20 protein-coding genes are annotated in these 24,307 nt (G+C 37.4%); 9 read left to right on the top strand and 11 right to left on the bottom strand.

All coding sequences use genetic code 11. From position 1 onward, the window contains the following. Position 1 precedes the first annotated feature (1 nt). Both ACJMML_RS07965 and ACJMML_RS07960 read right to left on the bottom strand, forming a co-directional pair. Entirely contained in the window at positions 2-814 is an 813-nt protein-coding gene (locus ACJMML_RS07965) for a class I SAM-dependent methyltransferase (protein WP_405306801.1), read from the bottom strand. After that, a complete protein-coding gene (locus ACJMML_RS07960) occupies positions 811-1,827 on the bottom strand; it encodes an aldo/keto reductase (protein ID WP_405306800.1) in 1,017 nt (338 codons plus the stop codon). Before ACJMML_RS07960 ends, ACJMML_RS07965 begins: the two co-directional genes overlap by 4 nt. Before the next feature lie 90 nt (positions 1,828-1,917). Here ACJMML_RS07960 and ACJMML_RS07955 point away from each other — a divergent pair, with 90 nt between their 5' ends. Both ACJMML_RS07955 and ACJMML_RS07950 read left to right on the top strand, forming a co-directional pair. Beyond that, entirely contained in the window at positions 1,918-3,588 is a 1,671-nt protein-coding gene (locus tag ACJMML_RS07955; protein ID WP_405306799.1) for a glutamate--tRNA ligase, read from the top strand. 9 nt (positions 3,589-3,597) lie between these two features. After that, a complete protein-coding gene (locus ACJMML_RS07950) occupies positions 3,598-4,062 on the top strand; it encodes a hypothetical protein (protein WP_405306798.1) in 465 nt (154 codons plus the stop codon). 57 nt (positions 4,063-4,119) lie between these two features. Here ACJMML_RS07950 and ACJMML_RS07945 read toward each other — a convergent pair whose 3' ends face one another. Continuing rightward, positions 4,120-5,550: a hypothetical protein gene (locus tag ACJMML_RS07945; protein ID WP_405306797.1), complete on the bottom strand. Its 1,431-nt coding sequence runs from the start codon at positions 5,548-5,550 to the stop codon at positions 4,120-4,122. 303 nt (positions 5,551-5,853) lie between these two features. On the opposite strand from ACJMML_RS07945, the gene ACJMML_RS07940 reads away from it, so the two are divergent. Genes ACJMML_RS07940 through ACJMML_RS07925 form a run of 4 tightly spaced genes read left to right on the top strand, consistent with a single transcriptional unit; the run spans position 5,854 to position 8,982 of the window. Next, the gene (locus ACJMML_RS07940) at positions 5,854-7,089 is read left to right on the top strand and encodes an LL-diaminopimelate aminotransferase (protein ID WP_405306796.1); all 1,236 of its coding nucleotides are present in this window, start codon (positions 5,854-5,856) and stop codon (positions 7,087-7,089) included. A gap of 9 nt (positions 7,090-7,098) precedes the next feature. Next, positions 7,099-7,791, top strand: a complete 693-nt coding sequence (locus ACJMML_RS07935) for a DUF6882 domain-containing protein (protein WP_405306795.1) — start codon at positions 7,099-7,101, stop codon at positions 7,789-7,791. A gap of 4 nt (positions 7,792-7,795) precedes the next feature. Continuing rightward, entirely contained in the window at positions 7,796-8,392 is a 597-nt protein-coding gene (locus tag ACJMML_RS07930) for a DUF6891 domain-containing protein (RefSeq protein WP_405306794.1), read from the top strand. Then, positions 8,389-8,982, top strand: a complete 594-nt coding sequence (locus tag ACJMML_RS07925; protein WP_405306793.1) for a hypothetical protein — start codon at positions 8,389-8,391, stop codon at positions 8,980-8,982. Before ACJMML_RS07930 ends, ACJMML_RS07925 begins: the two co-directional genes overlap by 4 nt. Positions 8,983-9,084: 102 nt before the next feature. On the opposite strand, the gene ACJMML_RS07920 is transcribed toward ACJMML_RS07925, so the two are convergent. The 5 genes from ACJMML_RS07920 to ACJMML_RS07900 form a co-directional block, all read right to left on the bottom strand. Continuing rightward, a complete protein-coding gene (locus ACJMML_RS07920; protein ID WP_405306792.1) occupies positions 9,085-9,702 on the bottom strand; it encodes a hypothetical protein in 618 nt (205 codons plus the stop codon). After that, positions 9,699-11,444, bottom strand: a complete 1,746-nt coding sequence (locus ACJMML_RS07915; protein ID WP_405306791.1) for a glycosyltransferase — start codon at positions 11,442-11,444, stop codon at positions 9,699-9,701. Before ACJMML_RS07915 ends, ACJMML_RS07920 begins: the two co-directional genes overlap by 4 nt. Before the next feature lie 10 nt (positions 11,445-11,454). Continuing rightward, entirely contained in the window at positions 11,455-11,865 is a 411-nt protein-coding gene (locus tag ACJMML_RS07910; RefSeq protein WP_405306790.1) for a response regulator, read from the bottom strand. 85 nt (positions 11,866-11,950) lie between these two features. Beyond that, a complete protein-coding gene (locus ACJMML_RS07905) occupies positions 11,951-13,819 on the bottom strand; it encodes a sensor histidine kinase (RefSeq protein WP_405306789.1) in 1,869 nt (622 codons plus the stop codon). Further along, a complete protein-coding gene (locus ACJMML_RS07900) occupies positions 13,809-15,713 on the bottom strand; it encodes a histidine kinase dimerization/phosphoacceptor domain -containing protein (RefSeq protein WP_405306788.1) in 1,905 nt (634 codons plus the stop codon). The genes ACJMML_RS07905 and ACJMML_RS07900 overlap by 11 nt, the downstream gene beginning before the upstream one ends. Positions 15,714-15,892: 179 nt before the next feature. Here ACJMML_RS07900 and ACJMML_RS07895 point away from each other — a divergent pair, with 179 nt between their 5' ends. After that, on the top strand, positions 15,893-16,912 hold the full coding sequence (locus ACJMML_RS07895) for an adenylosuccinate synthetase (protein WP_405306787.1): 1,020 nt from the start codon (positions 15,893-15,895) through the stop codon (positions 16,910-16,912). Between the two features lie 22 nt (positions 16,913-16,934). Here ACJMML_RS07895 and ACJMML_RS07890 read toward each other — a convergent pair whose 3' ends face one another. Continuing rightward, on the bottom strand, positions 16,935-18,356 hold the full coding sequence (locus tag ACJMML_RS07890; RefSeq protein ID WP_405306821.1) for a sodium-dependent transporter: 1,422 nt from the start codon (positions 18,354-18,356) through the stop codon (positions 16,935-16,937). 226 nt (positions 18,357-18,582) lie between these two features. Between ACJMML_RS07890 and ACJMML_RS07885 the strand changes: the two genes are divergently transcribed. After that, a complete protein-coding gene (locus ACJMML_RS07885; RefSeq protein WP_405306786.1) occupies positions 18,583-21,045 on the top strand; it encodes an excinuclease ABC subunit UvrA in 2,463 nt (820 codons plus the stop codon). A gap of 60 nt (positions 21,046-21,105) precedes the next feature. Here the strand turns inward: ACJMML_RS07885 and ACJMML_RS07880 are convergent, their stop codons facing one another. Continuing rightward, a complete protein-coding gene (locus ACJMML_RS07880; RefSeq protein WP_405306785.1) occupies positions 21,106-21,363 on the bottom strand; it encodes a hypothetical protein in 258 nt (85 codons plus the stop codon). 268 nt (positions 21,364-21,631) lie between these two features. Beyond that, entirely contained in the window at positions 21,632-23,290 is a 1,659-nt protein-coding gene (locus tag ACJMML_RS07875; protein ID WP_405306784.1) for a hypothetical protein, read from the bottom strand. A gap of 136 nt (positions 23,291-23,426) precedes the next feature. Here ACJMML_RS07875 and fdhD point away from each other — a divergent pair, with 136 nt between their 5' ends. Beyond that, positions 23,427-24,257 (top strand): formate dehydrogenase accessory sulfurtransferase FdhD, encoded by an 831-nt coding sequence (gene fdhD, locus ACJMML_RS07870; protein WP_405306783.1) that lies wholly within the window; start codon positions 23,427-23,429, stop codon positions 24,255-24,257. Positions 24,258-24,307: the final 50 nt, after the last annotated feature.

Genomic DNA, 24,307 nt, shown 5'->3' with positions numbered 1-24,307 from the left:
ATTATTTTTTCCACCAGAACATTATCCAGTCTGCCTTGTCTTTTTTGTTATAATATTTTTTTGTTTCGTCGTCATATGTAAGGATTCTTTCTAGATAATCCCTTAACAGCTCTTTTTCTTCATCTGAGTATAGTTCAAGTCTGAACTTGCCGTTGTCCATCGCCTCTTCGATGCTGTCATATTCGCGATAATTATTCAGGTCAAATCTCTCGACGTTAGGGTATATTTCGAGATTATACAATATGTTAAAGAAGTAATTGTAGTCTGGAAAATCTTCAGTTTTCCTGCCAAGCTCCTTTTCAAAATCCTTTTCGATTTTTTTGTTTTCAGGTCCGAAAACGGTTATGAAAACAAATTTGTTGGCAATCTTATTCAATTCCAATAGTACCTTATCGATTGGAATGATGCCGTTCAATGATCTGGAGCAGACCACGACGTCAACATCACCTATCTCTTCATATGTTATGTCTTCAATCGGTTTAAGGATAGTTTCAATATTGCTGATATCATTATCTTCAGCCCTTTTTTCCAGATATTCCAGCATTTTTGGTGATGAGTCAAGCCCTATTACCTTTTTTACCCTTTTGGCTATCGGTATGGTGACTGACCCCTCTCCGCATCCGACATCAAGCACTGTATCGTTTTCATCCAAGACAAGCATGTCAAAAAGCGCATGTTGATAGTCGTCTTTTCGGGTTCTTTTGTAGAATCCCGGTGCGGCTTTGTCCCAGTCTTTATTGACCTTTCCTTCCAGTCGCTCAGCCCAGAATCCCAGCCAGTCAATGTCATTAGGGGTTTCAATGCTTTGCCTCATATTATTGTCCTTCCTTCTAAAACATTCATGTAGTCTTCGTAGTTTTCTTTTAGTAGTTCAGGAATGTCCAATTCATATGGGCATTTGTCAACACAGGAATAGCATTCTGTGCAGTCAAGGGTTTTTTTCATTATTTCCTGGGTTTTCTCATCCATGTTAGGCTCTGTCGGGAAACGCCTGATCCAAAGGGACATTCTTCCGCATAGGCTGATGTTTATCTCTTCAGGGCATGGCATGCAGTATCCGCAGCCTCTGCAGAAGTTCACTCCAAGTTCTTTCTTGTCATTTTCTATGATTGCCTTTAAATCATCGTCCAGAACGGTATTTTCATCATAAGATAGGAATTCCTCAAGTTCTGAAAGCTTTTGAATTCCCCAAATAGGCAATACATTGTCAAATTGGTTAATGTAAGCGTAGCTTGCTTTGGAATTTTTAATCAGTCCTCCGCCCATTGCCTTCATTGCAATGAAACCTACATCCAGTTGTCTGCATTTTTCAACCAGTTCCAATTCATCTTTGCCGCTCAAATAGGAAAATGGGTATTGCAGGGTTTCATATAATCCGCTGTCAAGAGCTTCATGAGCAAAAGTAATCTTATGTGTTGTTATTCCAATGTGTTTTATCATGCCGTTGTCTTTTGCTTCAAGCATGGCTTTATATAAGTCGTCATCTTCCTTTGGGCAAAATGAAATGTTGTGGAATTGATGCAAATCAAGATAATCGGTTTTCATACTTTTTAAAGAAGTCTCCAAATTGCTCCAAAAATCCTCAACAGTTTCTGCGCCACTTTTACTTGCCAGGAAAATGTTTTCACGAACATCACTTAAGGCACGCCCTATTTTTTCTTCACTGTCAGTATAGAAATGTGCGGTATCATAAAAATTTATTCCGTTTTCATATGCTGTTTGCAGAATTTCTATTGACTCATCCATTGTGCATCTTTGAATTGGAAGTGCTCCAAATCCATTTTTATTTACCTCAAGGTTAGTTTTTCCAAGCCTCATTTTACTCATATCCCTATCTTTCTTAATGTTTATATATATTCAATTAGATAAATAATAATACTTATTTTTAAATAAAATTATTAAAATTGTGATGATTAAATGAATGATTTAGAAGAGATTATCTATAAGCATGCCTTGCTTAATGCGGCTAAGCATAAGGGATCTGCAAATCCCGGTGCCGTAATGGGTTCAATCATGTCAAACGAACCTGAACTTAGGAGCAGGGCAAAAGAAATTGGTCCGATGTCCGGTAAAATTGTAGCGAAAGTAAACGCTTTGTCTCCTGAAGAGCAAGCAAGCGAAATGGAAAAATTGGGTGTTGAAGTAGAAACCAAAAAGCCTAAGGCAAAGGAAACCGGCTTGCAGGAGCTTCCTGGAACTCATGAAAATGTTGTTTTGAGATTTGCCCCTAACCCTAGTGGGCCGTTACATATCGGGCACTCCCGTGCTGCGGTTCCAAACGCTGAATATGTAAAAAGGCACAACGGTAAGCTAATATTAAGGATTGAGGACACCGACCCGAAAAGGGTCTATGAGCCAGCTTATGAAATGATTCCTGAGGATTTGGAATGGCTGGGAGTAAAGGCCGATGAAATAATCTATCAGTCTGACAGGTTTGAGATTTATTATGACATTGCCCGCCAATTGATTGAAAAGGGCGCCGCATACATGTGTACCTGTGACGGCGCAACATTCAAGGAGCTTAAGGACAGCTGCAAACCTTGCCCATGCAGGGACAACTCTGTTGAAGAGAATCTGGAGCTGTGGGACAAGTTCGACACAATGAATGCAGGTGATGCAGTATTGAGGGTCAAAACAGACATCAATCATAAAAACCCTGCAATCCGTGATTGGGTTGCAATGAGGTTGGAAGATGCTGAACATCCTCGTTTGGGCACCAAATACAGAATCTATCCTATGATGAACTTTTCAGTATCTGTGGATGACCATCTGATGGGACTCACTCATGTGCTCAGGGGAAAGGACCACCTGGCAAACACTGAAAAGCAAAAGTACCTTTATGACCATATGGGTTGGGATGTGCCTGAATACATACATTACGGCAGATTGAAAATGGAGGATATTGCTCTCAGTACCTCAAAGGCCAAGGAAGGCATTGAGGACGGCACCTACAGCGGATGGGATGACCCAAGACTCGGTACTTTAAGGGCAATTGCAAGAAGGGGAATCCAGGCCAAAACCATTTATGACCTTATCATTGAAATCGGTGTTAAGATGGCCGATTCCGCAATCAGCTGGAAAAAAATCTACGGTCAGAACCGTAACTTTTTGGAACCTATTGCAAACAGGTACTTCTTCTGTGAAAATCCTCAAAAAGTAACAGTCGATGGCTACAGTGATGGTAAAATGGACATTGAAAGGCCGCTGCATGCAGACCACATGGACAGAGGAAATAGGGTCTTGCCTTTCGACGGTGAAGCTTATCTTGCAGAGCCTGACATCAGTGATGGAATATTCAGGCTTATGGATGCAGTCAATGTTGAAGTCGAAGGTGATAATATTAAATATCATTCCACTTCCTTTGAAGATGCAAGAGCCGTTAAGGCCAGAATCATCCAATGGGTTCCGGTTGAAGACAATGTAAATGTCAAAATAGTCATGGATGACGCATCAACCAAAACAGGTCTTGGAGAAGGTGCACTTAAGGATCTGGAAGTCGGCGACATCGTGCAGTTTGAAAGGGTAGGATTTGCACGTCTTGATGAAATCGCCGATGAGGAGTTAATTTTCTACTTTGCACATAAATAGGTGATTTGCATGACCATGTTTACAAACGGATTCTCAACACTTGTAATGCCGGAGGATTTTGAGCAGATTCCTCCGAAGGATGAGTTTACAGAATTGTATCTCGTAAACACCAAGATTCCAATGTCCATCAAGTTCCTGACAACACCAACACTGTCAGGGCTTCCGGAAATAATGGACGGCATTGAAAAGAATTTGGAAGGAAACGATAGGATTGATCTTATCGCTTCTGATTTCATTCTTATCAATGATGACCTTTATTATATGGTTGTTTCATCATTTTCCGATGGTGAAAATCAGATTCGAAGGAATGAGTTTATGTATGTGGAAGATGATAACCTCTATGTTTTCGAATTTACATATCCTTATGCTGACAGGGAACTTGATGACTTCTATTTAAACATTATCCGTTCTCTAAAAATAAGTGTTCCAAAATATATTGTTGAGGATGGCAGCTATAGGATAAATCATCAATGATTTATTTATTTTTAAGTTTAAAAAAAGATTAAAGTGGTGTTTTAGTAAAAAAGATATTTAATATACCTTTTTCACATCACTTGTTTTGATTTTGATATTTTTACCTCTGTACCTGACTGAGATATCGTCACCGTTAATGGCGAAAACTTGGCTGGAATATGTCTCTCCGTCATGGTTGTAGATGATTTCGTCTCCTTTTTTGAGCACAACGTCGCTGTTGTTAATGCTGATTTTCACATTGTCTCTTGAAGGTTTGCTTTTTATTTCACCTACTTTTGATTGAGCGGATTCAGGTTCTGGTGAATTTTGAGCCATCTTAAAGACGCGTCTTGTATTTGCTTGTCTTAATCTTTGGTCATGATAATCCTCATAGGTACCGTCATCGATGTCCATGTATGTTTCATTGATGATTGGTTCGTATTCATCGTATTCGTTTACGTTTCTGATGAATTCGTCTTGGAGGTCATCATTTTTAGGCAGTGGAATTTCCTCTGGTTCGGAATTCAGTTTTTCTTTGACCTCCTGGAATAGTTTGGAACCGGTAATTTTATTTTTCACCTTATCCAAATCTTTTCTGTAGTCTAAATCCATTGGATCTTCTTCAACAGGTGTTTCGAATTTGGTTTCGCCAACTTTGTTTGGGGTTTTTAAGGTTGGTTCAGCTATTTCTTCTTGCTTTAACAGTGTATCAGTGATGTTATCGTCTTCAGAAATGCTTTCCACTTCTTTTTCACTTTCTTTTGATGCGGTGGTTATTGCTTCCTCAATGTCCTTTTGTGAAGCAACGGAATCGGTTTCAGTTTCCACAGATTTATCACTGTCGTTAATTATATCGCTGATTTTTTCTTCTTCATCTTCGGCGATAACTTCTTCGATTAAAGGTTCCTGTGTTTTATTTTTGATGCTTTCTTTAATTTCATTCAATTCAGGATCCTCTTCATCCTTTTTAATTGTTTGCGCTTCTTTTTCTCTTTCACTATCTTTTCTTTTAGATTCTTTAATCAATTCGTCAATTGTAAATAAATCTTTCAGTTCGCTGGTATCTTTATTGTTTTGAGTCATAATATCCATCTGGTTTTCTTTAATTGGTTCTTGAAATTTTTTAACATTATTATCATAATTAATAAGTACTTGATTTTGAGATTCGTATTCATAGTTTTTTGCGTTGTTTGTTTCAACTTCTGGAACAATGTAAGCGTCATCATCGCTTTTTGTTTCAGTAATTCCGCTAAATAAGTTTCGGGCATTGTCTTTTTTAGGAATATTTGGGGATAAACTACGAGGGGTGTTTTTTGAGGAATTCTTGTTATGGGTGTCAATTCTGCTTCTACCAATGTTTAACGCGTTACTTATGCTTTCGCTACTTGGCAGTATTGATCCTTCTTCATGCTCTAATTCCTCGCCTTTATAATGTAGTTTAACGACTATGATAGCTATTGCGGCGATTATTGCAATAGTTATCCAAATTAAAATAGTTATTATATTCATATTTCCCAACCCTATTTAGTATATATATAATTATGTTATATTCATTAATTTAAATATTTTCATAGTTTGCCGATTTTCGATAAGAATCCATATTTTAATAAATGCATGTTTTATATTACATGATTTACTTTAAAATGATGGTTTTGTAACTTTTTTTGAAAATCATAATTGATTCATTGAATCTTTGAATAAAGTGCCGTTTTTCAATAATATTTGGCTTTAAAAGTAGTTTTTTCTAATCATTCATTTTATATATTTCAAAAATCTAATATACATTTGATTAATATTTTATGAGGATTAATCATGGTTGTTAAAATTAATGAAAACTATCTTAAATTAAAAAGCAGCTATCTTTTCGTTGAGGTGGCTAGAAGAGAACAAGAATTTATAAAAAATAATCCTGATGCCGACGTAATCAAGATGGGTATTGGGGATGTAACAAAACCATTGGTCCCAGCAGTTGTCGAAGCATTTAGAAATGCTGTCGATGAAATGGCTGACGGCGAAACCTTCATGGGATACGGTCCTGAACAGGGTTACGGATTTTTGGCCGAAGCAATTATTAAAAATGATTATGAAAAATATGGCATTTCACTAGACACTTCTGAAGTGTTCATTAGCGATGGAGCCAAATGTGACACAGGTAATATTCAGGAAATCTTTGGAATTGACAATAAGGTAGCAGTAACCGATCCAGTATACACCGTTTATGTAGATACTAATGTAATGGCTGGAAGAACTGGTGAAATGGGTGATGACGGCATGTATGAAGGTTTAACCTACCTTAAGGCTAATGCTGAAAATGGATTTGTTCCTGAATTGCCTAGCGAACCTGTAGATATCATTTATTTATGTTTCCCAAACAATCCGACAGGTACCACATTAACCAAAGACCAGTTAAAAGTATTTGTTGATTATGCAAAAGAAAATAAAGCAATCATCTTATTCGATTCCGCTTACGAAGCATTCATTAGTGAAGATGATGTGCCTCACAGTATTTATGAAATTGAAGGTGCAAAGGAAGTTGCTATTGAATTCAGAAGCTTTTCAAAAACCGCAGGATTTACCGGAACCCGTTGTGCATACACCGTCGTTCCTAAGGAATTGAAAGGATATACAGCTGATGGCGAAGAAGTCGAAATCAATCCATTATGGAACAGAAGGCAAACCACCAAGTTTAACGGCGCATCCTATCCTGTCCAAAGGGCTGCTGAAGCAACTTACTCTGAAGAAGGTCAAAAACAAATTAAAGAAGTAATCGAGTATTATATGGAAAATGCTAAAATCATCCGTGAAAGCCTAACCGACATCGGCCTTGAGGTCTATGGTGGAGTAAGTTCCCCATATATCTGGGTAAAAACTCCAAACAACATGGATTCATGGGATTTCTTTGACATATTGTTAAATGAGGCTAATGTTATCGGAACTCCCGGTTCCGGATTTGGTCCAAGTGGTGAAGGATATTTAAGACTCACTGCATTCAATACTTTAGAAAATACTATCGAGGCAATGGATAGAATTTCAAAATTAGAATTTTAGGTGTTATAATTGAAAACAATAGAAAAACCAGTTACAATTGAAGAGGGAGATTCATTTAAAGTACTTTTATCAAAATACGGTGCACTCGCACTTGATAAACAGGAAAACTTGTCCGAACTAATTGATGACAAGGTTGGGGATTTGGACATTGAAAAAGGAGAACTCAGATTTGACGATATCATATTCCAAGTCCAAATTTTAGGATTTTTCATGCAGGATTCCAAACAGTGGTCATGGGCATGGGACAATGAGGACATATTCGGTGAAAAGCTAATCAAATCCGCTTTGCAAATCAAAGCAATCGGAGAGGAATTCGGAATTCCCGAGTTCACCACCCCTTTATTGAATGCAACCTACGATGATTGTCATACTTTAGCAATGACAACCAGTTCCATTTTAGCCATGGATGCGTATTATGCAGTTTCAGAGGATGGTTTGGATATTTTTGTAGGCATCAAATCAGATTTAATCAAAGAAAATGATTCCGCTAAGAAATTCAGGGATACATTTTACACTTTCCAAAAGAATTTCAACATTTATCCAAAAATCGCTTTCGAATCATATACCAAACTCAAGGGATATGGATTTAAGCCTCATGATGATTTTGCACTTGCAAAAATCGGTGAAGCACGTGTAATGGCAGGATATACTGAAAGAGGAAATATAACTCGTCTTTTAATATTCGGTGACGATGAAAGGTGAGAGTATGGATTCTGATTTGGCGGAAGAAATTGAATACATGACAGATTTGCTTGCTAAATCAGGATTTTTCAGCCTCAGTGAAATCATGGAAATATTGGAAGATCAGTTCATTGATGATGATGTTGATTTTTCTGATTTCGATATTTCTCTGAATGGTTCGGATAACAAAAACTTTTCAAAGTTGGAAAACGCATTTGCAAGGATTTCACAAGAGGGTATTGTAGCTATTCACAATTGCGGTTTTGACATTGAGGAAGGTGTGGCTGACGCTTTTGAATTACAGGTTCATCTATTGAATAACAAGTTTGCTCCTAAGGGTTTCTGCTTTTACACATTGGAGGATGTGGAATATAGCGTTTTTGATGAATATTTAAGGGTTACCTTTGGAGACTTTGAAAACGATGAAACTAAAGCATTGGAAATTGGTAAAATCGTTTGTGAATGTTTGCAGGATGAAAATTTCGCTATCAGTTGGGACGGAACCGTTAACAACCAAATTGAGATTAATCCTTTTAAGTGGGATAAATCATATGATGATGAAAAGGAATATGAAATTGAAGGGGCATATGATGTTTTTGTTAAAAATCAGGTGTTAGAATGAATACAAGATCTTTAAAATTAATTCGTGATGTTATAATCAATTCAGGTAAAGTGAGTTCAATTGAAATCTCTCAGGATTCAATATATATCGGATTTAAGGATGTTGAACTTGGAAATCCTAAATCAAATGAGGAAATGTCCTTGACAGTTCGTTTTGCTGAGGATTCATTTTTCTCTGTTTTTTATAATAACATCTGGGATGTTGACTTTTTATCAAAATATGATTATAAGAACCAACTGCTTAGTGAAGAGGTATATCTTGATGTCAATGACGTCAAATTCATTGACTTTGAATTCTTGAACACATTTTTCGGCAATTATAAAAGCGAAAAATCAATCTCTGTTGTTGAAGACTTTAGCATTCACAATATCCGCAACGATTTCTTCATGCTGATTGAAACAAAAGAAATAGCTATTGTAGCTGGCGGAAATCAGATGCATTTCTTCACTCCTTTCGAAAGGCTTGATGATGCGTCTTTGAGGGAACTTTCTAACGAATGGATGCTCTACTTTTTAAATTATCATCTGAAAAGAAACATTATTAAGGACCCTATGTGTGAAAATCATCCGTTGATGCATACCAAACAATAATATTACATAATTTTTTCAATATCTATTAAAAAGATTGATTTGATAGATATTTTAAATAACTTTTTTTTATTTGCTATCAAAATTATCCATCATTATTTCAATTTAAGACTTACCTGAAACAATTCCGTAAATGTGGTTGGCTACTGAAATGAGAATGTTGTAGTTTTTGTTATGGAGGTTGTCAATGTCTTCTCCAACACACTCATCGATTTCCTTTACGAATGTGTCATTGTTATAGTCTTGGCTTGTAAAGTAATTGACCTGTATTGCATAGTTTGTGTCCTCTTTTGGGAATACGTAACTGACTCCGACATGGTTCCAGACAGTGCTGTTATTTCTTGAAGGATTGGAGAAATACTGTTTGGATACTGGAGTTCCATAAATGGTAGTATTCTCATTCTTAAGAATCTTATATCCTCCATCTTCCATTTCCTTGAATTTGGCTTCAGAGATGGAAGTGATATGGTCCTCCGGCCAGTCGTCCCAGTGATCAATATAAATGTATCCATTTGTAATCGCATCTGGAGTTTTGGCCATGTTGGTTTGGTTTGAGTCTTTAATTGTTGTCCATATTTTTGGAACTTTAGTTGCACTATGTCCAAATTCTACGTTCTGGTCATGAGTTCCACTTAAAACTCCATTAATTTCATTAATATATGATGCAAAGAAAATTATGAGGATTATCACTAACAGTCCAATTAATTTTTCTTGATTCCTCATTTTTTACCTCCTTTATGTACAGTTTTTGACCATCTGCGTTCTTTTCTGCTTATCATTGACTGCATTGTTAGGAAAAACAATGGGATTAAATGGAAACAGTAAATGTAATATTTCACAATGTCTTTAACAAGTTCCTGGATGGAAGGCTTGTCCCTTGAAAGGGCAATAATTATTCCAGGGAAAAATGCAATGATTGATAAAAATCCGACAAGGAATGGGGCTTCCATTCTGATTATTGTTGTTCCATGGAACATGAACCATGATATTCCATTTATGATAGTGACTATAAATCCGAAAAAGATTAACAAGTTAAAGCTGTAAAAGGAAATGTGTTCAAGAATATTGAATTTCTTTAAAATAGGAATATTTCCCCTTATGATTTGATGAAAGTAAATGAACAATGTTTCGAAGTTACCGATTGCCCATCTTACCCTTTGTCTGAAGAATGCTCTCCAATCTTCCACAGCTTCCTGATATACGGCACATTCACCGCAATAGCGTATCTTTCCGCCTTGAAGTATGATTTTTATTGCAAGGTTCAAATCTTCAGTAACAGCAAATCCGTCCCATCTTCCACTATTGATGATGGCTTCCTTTTTAACGAATTGGCCGTTACCGCCTAAAAATCCGGTACTTGCCATATTGTCCTTGGCGATTAAAGTATTTCCAAAACTTGCAAATTCAAGATGCTGCATACGGGCCAGATAGTTCTCGTCACGATTGAACATTTTTACCCTTGACTGCACTCCGTCAATATCTCCATTTAGGTACTGGACAATTGTCATCAGAAAATCAGTTTTAATCTGGGTGTCCGCATCAAAAACACCAATTACTTCTCCTCTTGATAATGTTAGAGCATCATTCAAAACAAAACCCTTTCCTTTTCCGGATCTTGGAGGATGTCTTGTAACAATTTTTATCTGAGGCAATTCATTTTTTAAATTGGATAATATTTCGCCTGTGCTGTCGGTTGACCCATCATTAATAACGATGACTTCATAGTTTGGTTCGCCATTTTTCATATATTCGCTTTGGCAAACGCTTCTAACGGTTGCTTCAATGGTGTTTTCCTCATTGTGCGCAGGTATGAAAATGCTTATGAATGGAAGGTCTTCTTCTTTGAATGGGGTGACGGGTTTCATCTTTTTAAGGCTGATTATAGAATTGAGCAGCATTGTGAGTGAAGGAATTAATATAACCCATTGAAGCCAAGTTGCATTTCTACTTAGAATGGCTGTTAGAATTAATGCAATACACAATATCAAAAGAAAACTGGAATCCGACTTTTCGATAACAAGTTCGGTGCTTTTCTCTTTGATTTTTGCTTGGGCGGTTTTAACATTGATTAGGTTCTGTTCATGCTTCTTTATGGCAACTGCCATGGACCTTTGCACTTCACCGTCTTCCAATGGCTTGAGCAGAAATCCGTAGGGGTTGTTTGTCAGCAACTTATCGATTGTTTCATCAAAAAGTTCCCCAATAACAAGCAGGACGGGAATATTAAAAATCTCTAAATCTCCTGCCAGCTCTTCTAACTCAATATTTTTGATGTCAGTGTCTAAAAAGATAAGGTTTGGGGATATCTTATCAAGCTTATCAAAAATATCCTTCTTTTCAAATGCACTGCCTGCAAATTCATAATCATAGTCTTCAACGAATTCCTTCAGTAAAGACAATGATTCTTCATCAGAGCTAATAGCAAAAATCTTAGGTTTTCCACTAATTAATTCTAATTCAGTCATTTAAATCCATTTATTTGGTAAAACCGCTTGCGTCATTTAATTTTTTTTCTTCTAATCGGGCTCTGTTGATTGTTATTTTGAGAGTTTTGTCCAGTTTGTTAATGTCATATGGTTTTGAAACAAATCCGTATGAACCTTTAACGTTTGATTTTTCAAAGGTGGCTGCATCTGTGTTTGCTGTTAAGTATATGATTGGGATGTGCCATTCTGAAATTACTTCTGCCGCTTCAATACCTTCCATATCTCCTTTTAATTTAATATCCATTAAAACAACGTCAGGAGTTTTTTCTGCAGCTGTATCAATTGCAGCTTGTCCAGTATCAACGGTATCAACTATTTCATAACCCAAATCTTCTAGACTGTATTTCAAATCTAATGCGGTAATAGCCTCATCTTCCACAATTAATATTCTCTCATTCATATTATCCTTCCATTAGTAATTCTTTATTTATGTTGTTCTTTTTATTTATATTTTTAGTAAACTTTATTCTATTCAATTAAAACAATCATACTTCGATTGTATGCTCCATAATAATCGGAAATGTTAGTCTGTATCCTGTTCCTTGCCCATTCTGCAATAATTCGATTTTACCATCGAGTTGCTTTGTTAAATTCTTGATAATCACACATCCAAGGTTTTTGGTTATGGAACTTGGGTCATCAATTCCAACTCCATTGTCCTGAAATATAAGTTCTGCAGTATCATCATCCAATTTGGTAATTTTCTTGGTAATCTTGTTGGAGGTTTTCTTATCAGGAAATGCATGTTTGATTGCATTCATGGTCAACTCATCAATAATCAATAATAAAGGTGTGATGATATCAATTGACAGGTTCAAATCGCTGTCGACTTCAGATTCAAACATAATTCCATCTCTCATACCGATTAAACTTCTTAATTGAGCGTCTTGGTCGACAATGTATTCATTCAAGTTGATGTTTTTGAAATCTGATGTATTGTATGTTTTTTCGTGAAGAATGGCCAGTGATGATAGTCTTGATTGCATATGATCAATAATCATGTCCGGCTGATTCTTATAGGCCCTTTTTTCCAGATTCAAGAAACTGTTAAGAACTTGCAGGTTGTTTTTGATCCTATGATGAACCTCTTTAATCAGAATGGTCTTATGTTCGTTAGCTTCTATCAGTTCCTGTTGTTTTCTGCGCTCTTCGGTAACATCAGTTAAAAAACCGATACTGTGGGCTGTTTCACCGTATACAAATCTTTCAAGATAGATTTCAGCGATTTTTTGGTTGTTTTCATCACCATGTACATTATAAGTCAGTCTGTCAATGAGTTCGTTTCTTTCTCCTCTGACCAATTGCATAATTTTTTCTTTGATTGATTCTTCAACAATGTTGTCAATAATCTTGATGGAATGTCGGTAAGTTTCCGGATTTTCTTCAACGATATAAAAGAAACCTTCTGAAAATTCATAATGTTTTATGCTTAATGGATCAATGAGCAATGCTAATTTTTTACTGTTATCAAAACCTCTAAGTAAAAAGTCAACAGGCCTTGTCATCTTACGGGTTGAATCTGTACTCACATCTTTAAACATTCCGTAACGGCTCAACAAATGCCCTTCTTCATCGAACTTAGAGTAAAGGTTGGCTTCAATATATTTCAATGTGCCTTCATTAGTTTTTATTCTAATGATGGTTTCATAATGGGCTCTTCCATGGTCCAGTTCATTTAGAAGTTTTTTGACCAATGGCTTGTCCTCGGCAATGACCAGGTCAAAGATAATGTTGTAGTATTCGTCATTCGGTTCACGTGCACGGTTAATGATATTGTATACTCCTTGTGTCCATGAATATCTGTCATTTATTTTATAATAACTTCCTGTTTGTGAGAAATATTCAATCAGGTTAGCTTTTTCACCGTATTTACCATCATCAATCATTGATAGGTTTGTTCCCCGGTTATCACGATTTTCTGAAATCAATATGATCTTTTCCATATCATAAACTACTTTAACATTTGAAAATCTTGCAAGTTTTCCGTCGAAATGATAATTGAATCTCATCTGTTTTGTTTCATGAGTTCTGCAAACCTCTTTTAACGTGTCTTTTAACACTTGATAGTAACCAGGCGATACCTTACTGAGCAAACGTCCGGAAATTTCATTTTGATTAATTTTCCTTTTTGTTAATGCGTTTAGTCCCAATCTGTGGATAATGAAATCATTACCATCATCTATAGGAACTAATATGTCCAAATCGTTATTAAGATAGTTCAATGTTTTCTCGAAAGGTGTGTAAAACATATCATATTCCTGAGGCACCTCTCTGAAAAGTTCTTCTTCCGTGATATCATAGATATGAACTTCTTCTGTATCTTCTAGTTGCCTATATGTTCTTTCAATTCTCATTGCTTTTACCTCGTTTCTCGTTGAACTCATCAAGGGTTTGGCCGAATTCAACAGGGAAGATTATTCTAAATCCAGTTCCAACTTTACAGTCTAAAATTTCAAGTTCTCCGTTAATCTGTCTAGTTAAATTTTTAATTATCTCCCAACCTAGATTATGGTTTTTCAGGACATCTGAGTCTTTAAGTCCAATTCCGTTATCCCAGAAAATCATCTTACAGGTTTTCTCATCAATCAGGTCAATCTTTTTAGAGATGGTTTTATCCTTCATGGTAGAATAGGGAAATGCATGCTTGATTGCATTCATTGTCAGCTCATCGATAATAAGGAGCAATGGAGTTATTGCCTCAATTGACAGGTATATTTTTGGATCGATTTCTGAAGTAAAGTTAATGCCCTTTGCCCCAAACAGAGTGTTTAATGTTGAATCCTGGTCTTTCATGTAGTCTTCAAGGTTGATGTTATGAAAATCTTCAGTAGTGTATGTCTTTTCGTGAAGCAGTGCAAGGGATGATAAACGTGTCTGCATGTTGTCCAATATCTGGTTCGGCTTATCCCTGTAGGCTCTGCGCTCAAGGTTTAAGAAACTGCTCAGTACCTGCAGGTTGTTCTTAACTCTGTGATGCACTTCCTTGATTAGGATGTTTTTAGCGGCATTTGATTTTTTCAATTCCTCCTGTTCTTGTCGTGAAACTGTAATGTCTGTTAAAAACCCTATGCTGTGTTCATTGTTACCGTATTTGAATCGTTCAATAAATAATTCACATATTTTGAAGTTTTTAGGGTCTCCTTTCACCTTGTATGTCAATACAGTATTGACTTCAGTTATCTCTCCTGCCATTAATTTCTCAAGTTCGGTTCTGACATCTTCTTCAGCGATGTTGTCTAAAATCGATTTATTGTGGATATATTCATTTTTTGGAATCTCAATCATCTTGTAGAATCCTTCGCTGAACTCGTATCTTTTGCTTAGGGGTTCCACAAGCAGGGATAATTTTGAATTGTGGTTGAATCCGTTAAGCATGAAGTCAACGGGTCTTGTCAGATGCTTGTGTGAATCGACACTAATATCTTTAAATAGGCCGTAACTGCTCACTTCTTCTCCGTTTTCGTCAAATTTTGAGTAAAGATAAGTGTCCAAATGTTTGATATGGCCTCCAGGAGTCTTAATACGAATGATGTTTTCGTAAGTGTCGGTTTCGGGACTCATGGTTCCCAGAAGTTCATCCACTAATGGTCTGTCTTCGGGTATTACCAAATCAAAGATGATGTTATAAAATCTGTCTCTTGTCTCTTTGCTACGGTTTATAATGTTATAAATTCCAGGAGTCCAAGTGTATTCATCATGTAATTTGTAAAAGCTTCCAGTGTGTGAGAAATATTCAATCAAGGCAGCCTTGTTTTCTTCTTCCTCCTTTATCTGGTCTTCAACGCTTTTGGTTAATTCGTCTGTTTTTGTCAAGTCGGAAATGATATACACCTTGCCTTCATCAGAGATAATGTGGACATTGGCAATTGAGATAATCCTGTCGCTTATATAATAGAATACTCTCAAGGCTTTTGCCTCTTCGGTTTCACGGACTTCCCTTAAGTCGTCTTTAAATAGGTCATAGTAAAACGGGGAGGTTTCACTTAACTTTCTGCCTTCAACGTCTTCCAAGTTAAGATTCATTCTTTCAAGCAGATTCCATCCTACTCTCTTAATCAGGTAGTCGTTGTCATCCAATGGGAGAAACACGTTGATGTCTGAAGGGACTTGCTTCATGATATTGCTGAAGCTAACCTTCTCAAACTTCTTTACTTGTTCTGATGGACAATATACCTTGTTTCGGTCAATATTATAAATCCGTATTTCCTCGATTTTTTCCAGTTCTCTATATTGTCTTTCAACACGCATGCAATTTACCTTTAGTTAATGGATTATATGAATAATTTTATATTTGATTTTATATTTATATTATATGAATCTAGTTTTGAATGTTCTCGGAAAAGTTTTTTAAAGATAATAAACATAGTATTATTGTTATGGAAATTTTCTAAAATTTTCTTACTTATTAATTATTAAGGAGTTATTAAATGACTTGTAGTATTTTAGTTGGTGGAGCATGGGGTGACGAAGGTAAAGGAAAATGCATTACCTACCTTTGTGACAATGATAAGCCTGAAATTATTGCTCGTGCAGGTGTTGGACCGAACGCAGGGCATTCCGTTGAATTCAATGGAGAAAAATACGGTTTAAGATTAACCCCATCAGGATTTGTACACACCGGTGCAAAACTCATGATAGGAGCAGGAGTTTTAGTTAACCCTGACGTTTTATATAAAGAATTTGAAGACCTGAAAAAATATAATGTTAAAGAAAGAATGTGCGTAGACCCTAGATGCGCCATAATTACAGAAGAACACCTTGATAGGGATAAAAAATCAGAACATTTGGCTAAAAAAATAGGAAGTACCGGTTCAGGATGTGGGCCTGCTAATTCTGACCGTGTATTGAGGACAATTGGCCTTGCAAAAGATGCCCCTGAACTTGAAGACTACATAACTGATGTCTCACTTGAAGTCAACGAAGCCATTGACAACGGTGAAGATGTATTTATTGAAGGATCACAAGGCTTTGCCCTATCTCTTTACTATGGATCATATCCATTTGTAACCAGTAAGGACACAACTGCTTCCACTTTTGCAGCAGATGTGGGTGTTGGACCAACTAAGGTGGATGAAGTCATTAATGTATTCAAAGCTTACATTTCACGTGTAGGTGAAGGACCTTTCCCAACTGAAATGACACAAGAAGAAGCCGAAAGCAAAGGTCTTGAAGAATACGGTGTTGTAACTGGAAGGCGCAGAAGAATCGGTCACTTTGACATGGAGCTTGCAAAGGAATCCTGCAGAATCAACGGTGCAACCCAAATAGCATTAACCTGTGTCGACAGACTGTTCGACTGTGCACGTGTACAGGACTACAGTGAATTGTCCGCTGAAACCAAGGCGTTCATTGAAGACATACAGACTGAAACCGGAGTTCCTGTAACCATTATCTCAACAGGACCTGATTTGAAAGACACAATCGATTTAAGAAAAGAGTTATTATAACTTCTTTTTTTTCTATTTTTTTTTAAACAATAGTCTCTTTTGATTTCATTTTGTAGAATATTGTGGACAATGCCAGGACTATGACGACAATCCCAATGTCTACCATCAATTCAAACCGACTGACGTTCATGAACAGGTCAACTATTCCAATCAACCAGATTATTATCAAAAATATGGGGAGAACGTATTTAATGATTGCTGTCCAGATTGTGCCAACATGGATTCTTGACTTTTCATTTAAAACTGGAATGACTTTTTCCGCACCATAATACCATCCGAAGACTATGCATTGGATTGCAATCAAAAGCAATATTCCAAATGTGTTCACAAAGCCGTCAACGATTGCAACGAGATAGCTGCTTACTCCACATGTAAACGCCAATGAGCATAAGCAACCTATGACGCTCAATATTGTCACTAGCTTTTTGCGGCTCATGTTTGATTTTGATGAGATTGAACCTATCACTGGTTCAAAAAATGCAAATGCAGAACTTATTCCTGCAAATAACACTGCCAAAAAGAATAACGGCGCTAACACACGCCCTACAATTCCCATCAAACTGAATATTTTTGGAAATACGATAAATATCAATCCTGTTCCCTCACTCACCAACTCTACAAGTGGGGTTCCGGATGTTGCTGACATGTATCCCAGGATTGAAAACACTCCAAATGCTGTAAAAATCTCAAAGCTTGAGTTTGATGCAACAACAAAAAATACATTGTCTGTCAGGCCCTTGTTGTCCGATAGGTAAGTCGCATATGTTAATGCAAGGGCTTCGCCAATACCAAGCGAGAATATTATCTGTGAAAATGCTACAATCCACAGGTTGATGTCGAAAAGAAGATTCCAATCTGGTTTTAATAATGCATCGGTTCCGATACTTGCTCCGGGAAGTGTCAAAGCGTAAATGACAATGATTGCCATTATGATGAAAACTGAAGGTATCAATATCTTTGATGCAAGCCCGATTCCCTTGTCGATGCTTCTGTGTGAAATGAACCATAGGATGAACCATGTAACAATCACTCCAATCCCAATTGGGATGAAGAAATTTCCGATTTGGGAGAGGTTTTCGCTGCCCCCTACATTATGTACAAAATATAATGCGGTATCGCTTCCCCAGCCGAATGTAAAGCTTTTAACAAGGTAAAACAAATCCCAACTGATGATGACCATGTAATATATCAGCACGACTGATATGGAAAAAATAAGTATCCATGCTATATATTCAAATTTGGGGTTAATCGACTTGAAAATCTCGGTAAATGCCTTCTTGAATGAAAATCCTATGCCATATTCCAGAATCAAAAACGGAATTCCCATAATCGCTATGGCAAAGAAGTAAGGAATGAAAAATGCCCCTCCTCCATTGGAATATACGACATAGCTGAACCTCCATATGTTTCCGAGACCTATTGCAACGCCAATCATGGCGAAAATAAACGTTAAGGTCGAATCCTATTGGCCATATTCTTCCATAATTTAGTGTATATTGTTAATGTATATTAAATATTCTTAATTGATTCTGATGAAGACATAATGTTTATTTACTTTTTTCAGGATTTGTTATTCGTTTTTTCAAGGAGGGATAAGTTAATTCAGTGCAGTGGTAGATGCATTCCTCTCGAGTGAATATATATTACTTTTGATGTTCAGATAGTATATCATGTACCGAGATATGATAGTCATTAGGGGAGCAAGGGTTCATAATCTAAAAAATATAGATGTTGACATTCCGCTTGGAAAGATTGTTGCGATAAGCGGGGTTTCGGGAAGCGGCAAATCCTCGCTTGCTCTTGGAGTGCTGTACTCTGAAGGATCAAGGAGATATCTGGATGCCCTTTCGACATATACTCGAAGAAGGATTTCACAATCCCAGAAAGCGCAGGTTGACATGATTCAGTATGTTCCGGCGGCTTTGGCGTTGCATCAAAGACCCAACATTCCAAACATAAGGTCGACTTTCGGAACATCAACAGAACTATTAAACTCTCTAAGGTTATTATATTCAAGATGCGGAAACTACTTTTGCCCGAATGGCCATATGCAGGAGGCTACTTTGAACGTGGCCCGTGAACTCCCAATCAAATGTCCTGAATGCGGTGAGGAATTTTACGGTCTGGGGGCTGAGGAATATGCATTCAACTCAGATGGTGCATGTCCCACATGCAGCGGAACAGGCTTTGTTCGAGACATTGACTCGTCAATGCTGGTCCCTGATGAGACAAAAACATTGGAGGAAGGTGCAGTTGCCGCCTGGAATCAATTCGGCATTTCATGGATGTATCACGTTGCAGGTGAACTTGGAGTTCGTGTGGACGTTCCATTCAAGGATTTGACCGATGAGGAAAAGGATATTGTCTACAACGGTCCGAAGGTTAAAAGATACATCAACATTCCATCCAAGAATGGCAAATTGTTCGAATTGAACGCTGAATATCGAAATGCCCATCGTGCAATCGAGGAGGCCCTTAAAAATGCAAAAACCGAAAAGGGACTCACAAAAATCAATAAGTTTTTAAAGACTAAGGTTTGCAGCGACTGTGAAGGTACAAGACTTAATTCAAAAGCTCGTGAAACTCTTTTAGGTGGAATCGACATTTCCATGGCTTGCAGGATGTCTTTAAGCGATTTGGTTGGATGGGTTTTGGATGTTGTCGAGAGCCTGCCTGAAGACATTAAGCCAATGGCAAGGGATATTGCCGATGAATTCATGGACAATGCCAATATCCTGCTTGATTTGGGTCTAAGCTACATTTCGCTTGACAGGCCTGCCAACACATTATCCACCGGTGAGCTTCAGAGAGTGCAGCTTGCCAAAACCTTGAGAAATCACACCACGGGGGTGCTGTATGTTCTCGACGAACCGTCAATAGGACTTCACCCCGACAACGTGAATGGGCTGATTAATGTTATCAAACGATTGGTTGGTGACGGAAACTCAATCATTCTGGTTGATCATGACACAAGGATACTTTCAATTGCGGATTACATGATTGAAATGGGGCCATATGCAGGAAACGGCGGAGGCAATATCATCGCTCAGGGCAGTTTGGATGAAATCAAAAATAATCCCGTATCACAAATCGCTCCATTCTTAACAAACTCTGAAAAAATCATTATCAGAGAAAAATCCAATGATGCATTTGAAAATGGGAGTATTGAAATTAAGACAGATAAGATTCATAATGTCTTGCCGATTGATGTTAAAATTCCTAAAGGCAAGCTGACTGTTGTGAGTGGAGTTTCAGGCAGTGGTAAAACGACACTTCTTTTAGAAGCGCTTTTTCCAGCTGTGAAATCATATGTCAATGATGAGGATTTGCCGGATGACGTTTTGGATATAGAATGCGAGGGCATTAAAAAGATTGACCTGATTGACAGCGTTCCCATCGGCCAGAATGTCAGAAGCACCGTTGCAACATACTCCAAGGTCCTTGATGATTTGAGACGGGAATTCGCCAAATTGACTGATGAATATAAGATGTCTGACTTTTCATATAATACAGGAAAGCTGAGGTGTCCTACATGCAACGGAACAGGCAGTGTTTCAATGGATGTGCAGTTCCTGCCGGATGTCGAAATGGTATGCCCGGATTGTGGCGGAACACGCTACAACAGTGATATTGAAAAGGTTGAATATAATGGATTGTCCCTGGCAGACATTATGGGGCTGACGGTTGACGAAGCGCTGGAGGAGCTTTTTGGCCTTAAAAAGGTAACCTCTAAACTGCAGAAACTGTCTGATTTGGGGCTAGGATATCTTACTCTTGGTGAGGCGACTCCAAGCCTGTCTGGAGGTGAAGCACAAAGGCTTAAGCTGGCGTCCGAAATCGGAAAAAGCCAAAAAAATTCGGTGTTCATCTTTGATGAGCCAACAATAGGCCTTCACCCGTTGGACGTGAAGGTGTTGATTGATGTGTTTGACCACCTAATCGACAGGGGTGCAACGGTAATTGTAATCGAGCATGATCTGGACTTGATTGCAAATGCTGATTACATAATTGATATGGGAATTGATGAAGACAATAATGCAGGGGAGATATTGGCCTGCGGAAGTTTGGAGGACATTATCAATTCACAAAAGAGTCTGACAGGCAAATATTTGGCTCAAAAAGAATTGTTGTAATTTTTTCTATTTTCTGCAATGTGGGGGAAGTCTCATTTAACTTTCCTGTTTAATATAAGTCTAATATTCCTCTCCAAGCCAGCCCTGATTGATGTCGGGATATCCGCATTCCTCACAGTATCCATCATAGTATGGTGCGCCGCAGGATGGGCATTCACAATAGGAGGGGTAGCTGTGATAGTTGTTATTGCTTCTGTAATTTGTATTTACGGTTCTTTTCGGTGCGGTTGAGCTATTGCTAGTTGAACTGCTGTCGCTGCAACAGCAAACAGAAACGATAAGTATGAAAAGTATCACTATTGTAATTGTTCCAATCATATGATTAGATGAACTCTCTTATTATTTAAAGAATTTGATTTTTTTCAATTTTCCCAACTTTAATATTGTGTCGTGTTTACGCTCAGACTAAACCTATTTATGTGAGATTTCAGGAGCAATTTTCACCCAAAAAGAAGAAACTCGTCCAACGGAACCTCTTTACAGAGGAATGGTCGAAATCTGTAATATGTATTGTATTGATTGTGAATTTGAGGACAATGTGCCCGATGATATTTTTGAAGTTAGGCAAAATGATTTGCCATAATCATCATTTAAGGTTTGGTATTCTTTCATGAACGTTCTGAGCGGTCCATTTTTTGCCCATGCTATTGTAGTAGTTGGCAATCTGCTTTTCAGTGGTGCTTTCCAGATTGTAATCTAGCTTAACGACCAAACCGATGCCGGCAAACTTGCTTTTGAAGTATTTTAAGGATACCCAATTTGTCGGGACATTTTTGGATCCTACATTGTAGCTGCCGTAGGAGTTGCTTACTAAAATCTTTTTTCCGTCGGGGCTTATGTCTATAACTGAAACGTAGTGGTTTGGAAGGTATGCTATTATTGCTGCGCCTGTTTTCAGTTCAGTCATTGCACGGTTGATTGAATCGTCATAGAAGTAATGGGCTTTGAATCCGTGATTTTCCAAAAGATTCTTAATGACGGGAATGTTCATTCCATCCACGCAGTGCCCTTTGATTTGGAAGTACCTTTCTGAATAGTAGTTCTTTAAGGCCTGGCTGCAGACGCTGGATGATGCCGGACCGCAGTTGTATCCGGTATTCTGGATATCACGAACCACAGGGTAAGTGTATGATTTTCCCTTAAGGTTGACTGTTATTGAGCCTGGCCAGTAGGAGTATTTGTTCGCTTTGACCAGTTTTGTGTTAAGCGCCCTTTCAATCACGTTCCACTTTTCACGCTTCAAAATGTGATATTTGCCCGGTGAGGCCTTTGTTTTAAAGAAGGTATATTTTGGCAGTTTGTCATACATGTACAGGCAGTAGCTGTCCCTTTTAATTGTTTCCTTATACTGTGATTTTAGAAGGGTGTATTTTGCATTTCCATCCCCCATAACATAATTTCCAGGCATCAAATCAATGTCGGGAACTCCTTTTTTGGTTGGAATGGAATTTTTTAGGGGATTTGATACATTGCCTTCAATGCATTTGACATTTTTCCAGCGTTTATATTTTCCGAATTTAACTCCGATTTTGTAGGTTTTGGCTTTTACTTGAGGTTTGAGAACAATGAATCCTTCTGAATTTGTCTTTTTGGTAAATGTCTTTTTTCCGATTTTTATTTTGAGGGTTTTTTTGGAAATCACTTTGGATGAGCCCTGCAGATAGACTCTGAGATAACCGTTGGTGAGCAGTTTTGAATTTCCTATTTTGATTTTGAATGTGTTTTTAACGAATACCCTAATCTTTTTGGAAAGCGAATAATGTCTTTTGTCCCCATTTACTTTAACCTTCAGTTTCGCTGATGATTTGACCTTGACGGCAAATTTGCCCGTATTGGATGTTTTTATCTTATAGGTTTTCCCATCAATGGACACCTTCACTATTTTATTTGCCACGGCTTTTCCGTTTGAGTCGGTTAAATACATGTTGTATTTGCTGCCTTTTTTTACAAAGTTGGAATATGTGGCAATCTTAAGTTTTGTTTTTGTTATCTTGTTTGCTGTTGCCACGCTGCTTTTTGCCTGTGAAGTCGATGAGTTGATGGTATTTGATGATGATTCGCTTTTTAACTCATCAGTTTTTGCATTGCGGTCCATATCATCATTTAAGTCAATAGAAGTTATTGGGCTATCATCCTGATTTTCTGAGACTATGTCTGTTTCATTATCATCACTTGCTGATGCTGCACCAATAATCAAGAATGATAAAATGATTAAAAAGAACATAAATGTCAGTTTCTTTTTCATAATTGTTTATTTTGATTTTTTAATATATAAATTAAACTCAAATCAAATTTTCAACCGGTAAACAATTGTTTACAAATATTTGATAAGCCAATCTATAAATATAACAATTGTTAATATTTAGTATTGGTGTATAATAATGGACTTTTTAAGACAGACTGAAGTTATTCAATGGAAAGATGGGGAATATAAATCCATCAAGGAAAACAGTGTTGATGATGAATATACTTACTTGTTTATTGATTATTTGCCTCCAAGAAAGTTTTCCACCTATCCTAAGGATTTGGAGGATTTTGCAATAGGTTACTGTCTTGGGGAAGGTTTGATTAAAGATTACTCAGATATTGAATCCATCAGTTTGGATGGAACAAATGTGCTGGTTTCAACCAGGCTTTCACATGATCCTGAAGAGGACATGGAACAGGAAGGCATTGTTCAGGAGAGAAAGGGGAACTGTGAACATGCCTGTGTCTGTAGGCTGCTTGAATATCAGGGAGTAAACTCAGACAATGCAGGGGGAATCCGGTCTGAACTGAAAACAATCGAGCCAATCGAGTCAGATTTGACAATCGAAGCTACTCAAATCATTAAGGACATCAGACATTTGACTGATGAGGCGAAGGTTTGGCAGAAAACCGCAGGGGTTCATGTTGCACAATTGAAATATGGTGATAAGATAATAATCCGTGAGGATGTGAGCCGTCATGTTGCGGTTGATAAGGTAATCGGAGCAGCTTCAAAAGAGGGTTATGACTTTTCCAAATGCTACATTTCATACAGTGGAAGAATGCCTGCCGACATGCTGATTAAGGTTATTAGGGTTGGAATTCCGATTATCATTTCAAATGCCGCTCCTGCATCATCCGGAATTGATGTTGCAAGGGCAGGCAACATTACTATGATCGGTTTTGTCCGTGATAACCGTTTTACTGTTTTTACCTCTCCCGAGAGGGTTGATTTGGAAAGTTAGTTATACCAAAATATTTATATAACAATAGTTATATAATTTTAATTGTTACA

Source organism: Methanobrevibacter sp., assembly GCF_045130115.1.
Classification (GTDB): Archaea; Methanobacteriota; Methanobacteria; order Methanobacteriales; family Methanobacteriaceae; genus Methanocatella.
The sequence above is the reverse complement of the archived record's forward strand: the minus strand, read 5'-3'. Positions and strand labels throughout refer to the sequence as shown.

Coding starts and splice junctions, on each gene's coding strand:
- ACJMML_RS07875 (WP_405306784.1), bottom strand. CDS start 23,290: ATGAAAAAGAAACTGACATTTATGTTCTTTTTAATCATTTTATCATTC.
- ACJMML_RS07925 (WP_405306793.1), top strand. CDS start 8,389: ATGAATACAAGATCTTTAAAATTAATTCGTGATGTTATAATCAATTCA.
- fdhD (WP_405306783.1), top strand. CDS start 23,427: ATGGACTTTTTAAGACAGACTGAAGTTATTCAATGGAAAGATGGGGAA.
- ACJMML_RS07955 (WP_405306799.1), top strand. CDS start 1,918: ATGAATGATTTAGAAGAGATTATCTATAAGCATGCCTTGCTTAATGCG.
- ACJMML_RS07950 (WP_405306798.1), top strand. CDS start 3,598: ATGACCATGTTTACAAACGGATTCTCAACACTTGTAATGCCGGAGGAT.
- ACJMML_RS07880 (WP_405306785.1), bottom strand. CDS start 21,363: ATGATTGGAACAATTACAATAGTGATACTTTTCATACTTATCGTTTCT.
- ACJMML_RS07915 (WP_405306791.1), bottom strand. CDS start 11,444: ATGACTGAATTAGAATTAATTAGTGGAAAACCTAAGATTTTTGCTATT.
- ACJMML_RS07905 (WP_405306789.1), bottom strand. CDS start 13,819: ATGAGAATTGAAAGAACATATAGGCAACTAGAAGATACAGAAGAAGTT.
- ACJMML_RS07910 (WP_405306790.1), bottom strand. CDS start 11,865: ATGAATGAGAGAATATTAATTGTGGAAGATGAGGCTATTACCGCATTA.
- ACJMML_RS07945 (WP_405306797.1), bottom strand. CDS start 5,550: ATGAATATAATAACTATTTTAATTTGGATAACTATTGCAATAATCGCC.
- ACJMML_RS07885 (WP_405306786.1), top strand. CDS start 18,583: ATGTACCGAGATATGATAGTCATTAGGGGAGCAAGGGTTCATAATCTA.
- ACJMML_RS07895 (WP_405306787.1), top strand. CDS start 15,893: ATGACTTGTAGTATTTTAGTTGGTGGAGCATGGGGTGACGAAGGTAAA.
- ACJMML_RS07960 (WP_405306800.1), bottom strand. CDS start 1,827: ATGAGTAAAATGAGGCTTGGAAAAACTAACCTTGAGGTAAATAAAAAT.
- ACJMML_RS07900 (WP_405306788.1), bottom strand. CDS start 15,713: ATGCGTGTTGAAAGACAATATAGAGAACTGGAAAAAATCGAGGAAATA.
- ACJMML_RS07920 (WP_405306792.1), bottom strand. CDS start 9,702: ATGAGGAATCAAGAAAAATTAATTGGACTGTTAGTGATAATCCTCATA.
- ACJMML_RS07930 (WP_405306794.1), top strand. CDS start 7,796: ATGGATTCTGATTTGGCGGAAGAAATTGAATACATGACAGATTTGCTT.
- ACJMML_RS07965 (WP_405306801.1), bottom strand. CDS start 814: ATGAGGCAAAGCATTGAAACCCCTAATGACATTGACTGGCTGGGATTC.
- ACJMML_RS07940 (WP_405306796.1), top strand. CDS start 5,854: ATGGTTGTTAAAATTAATGAAAACTATCTTAAATTAAAAAGCAGCTAT.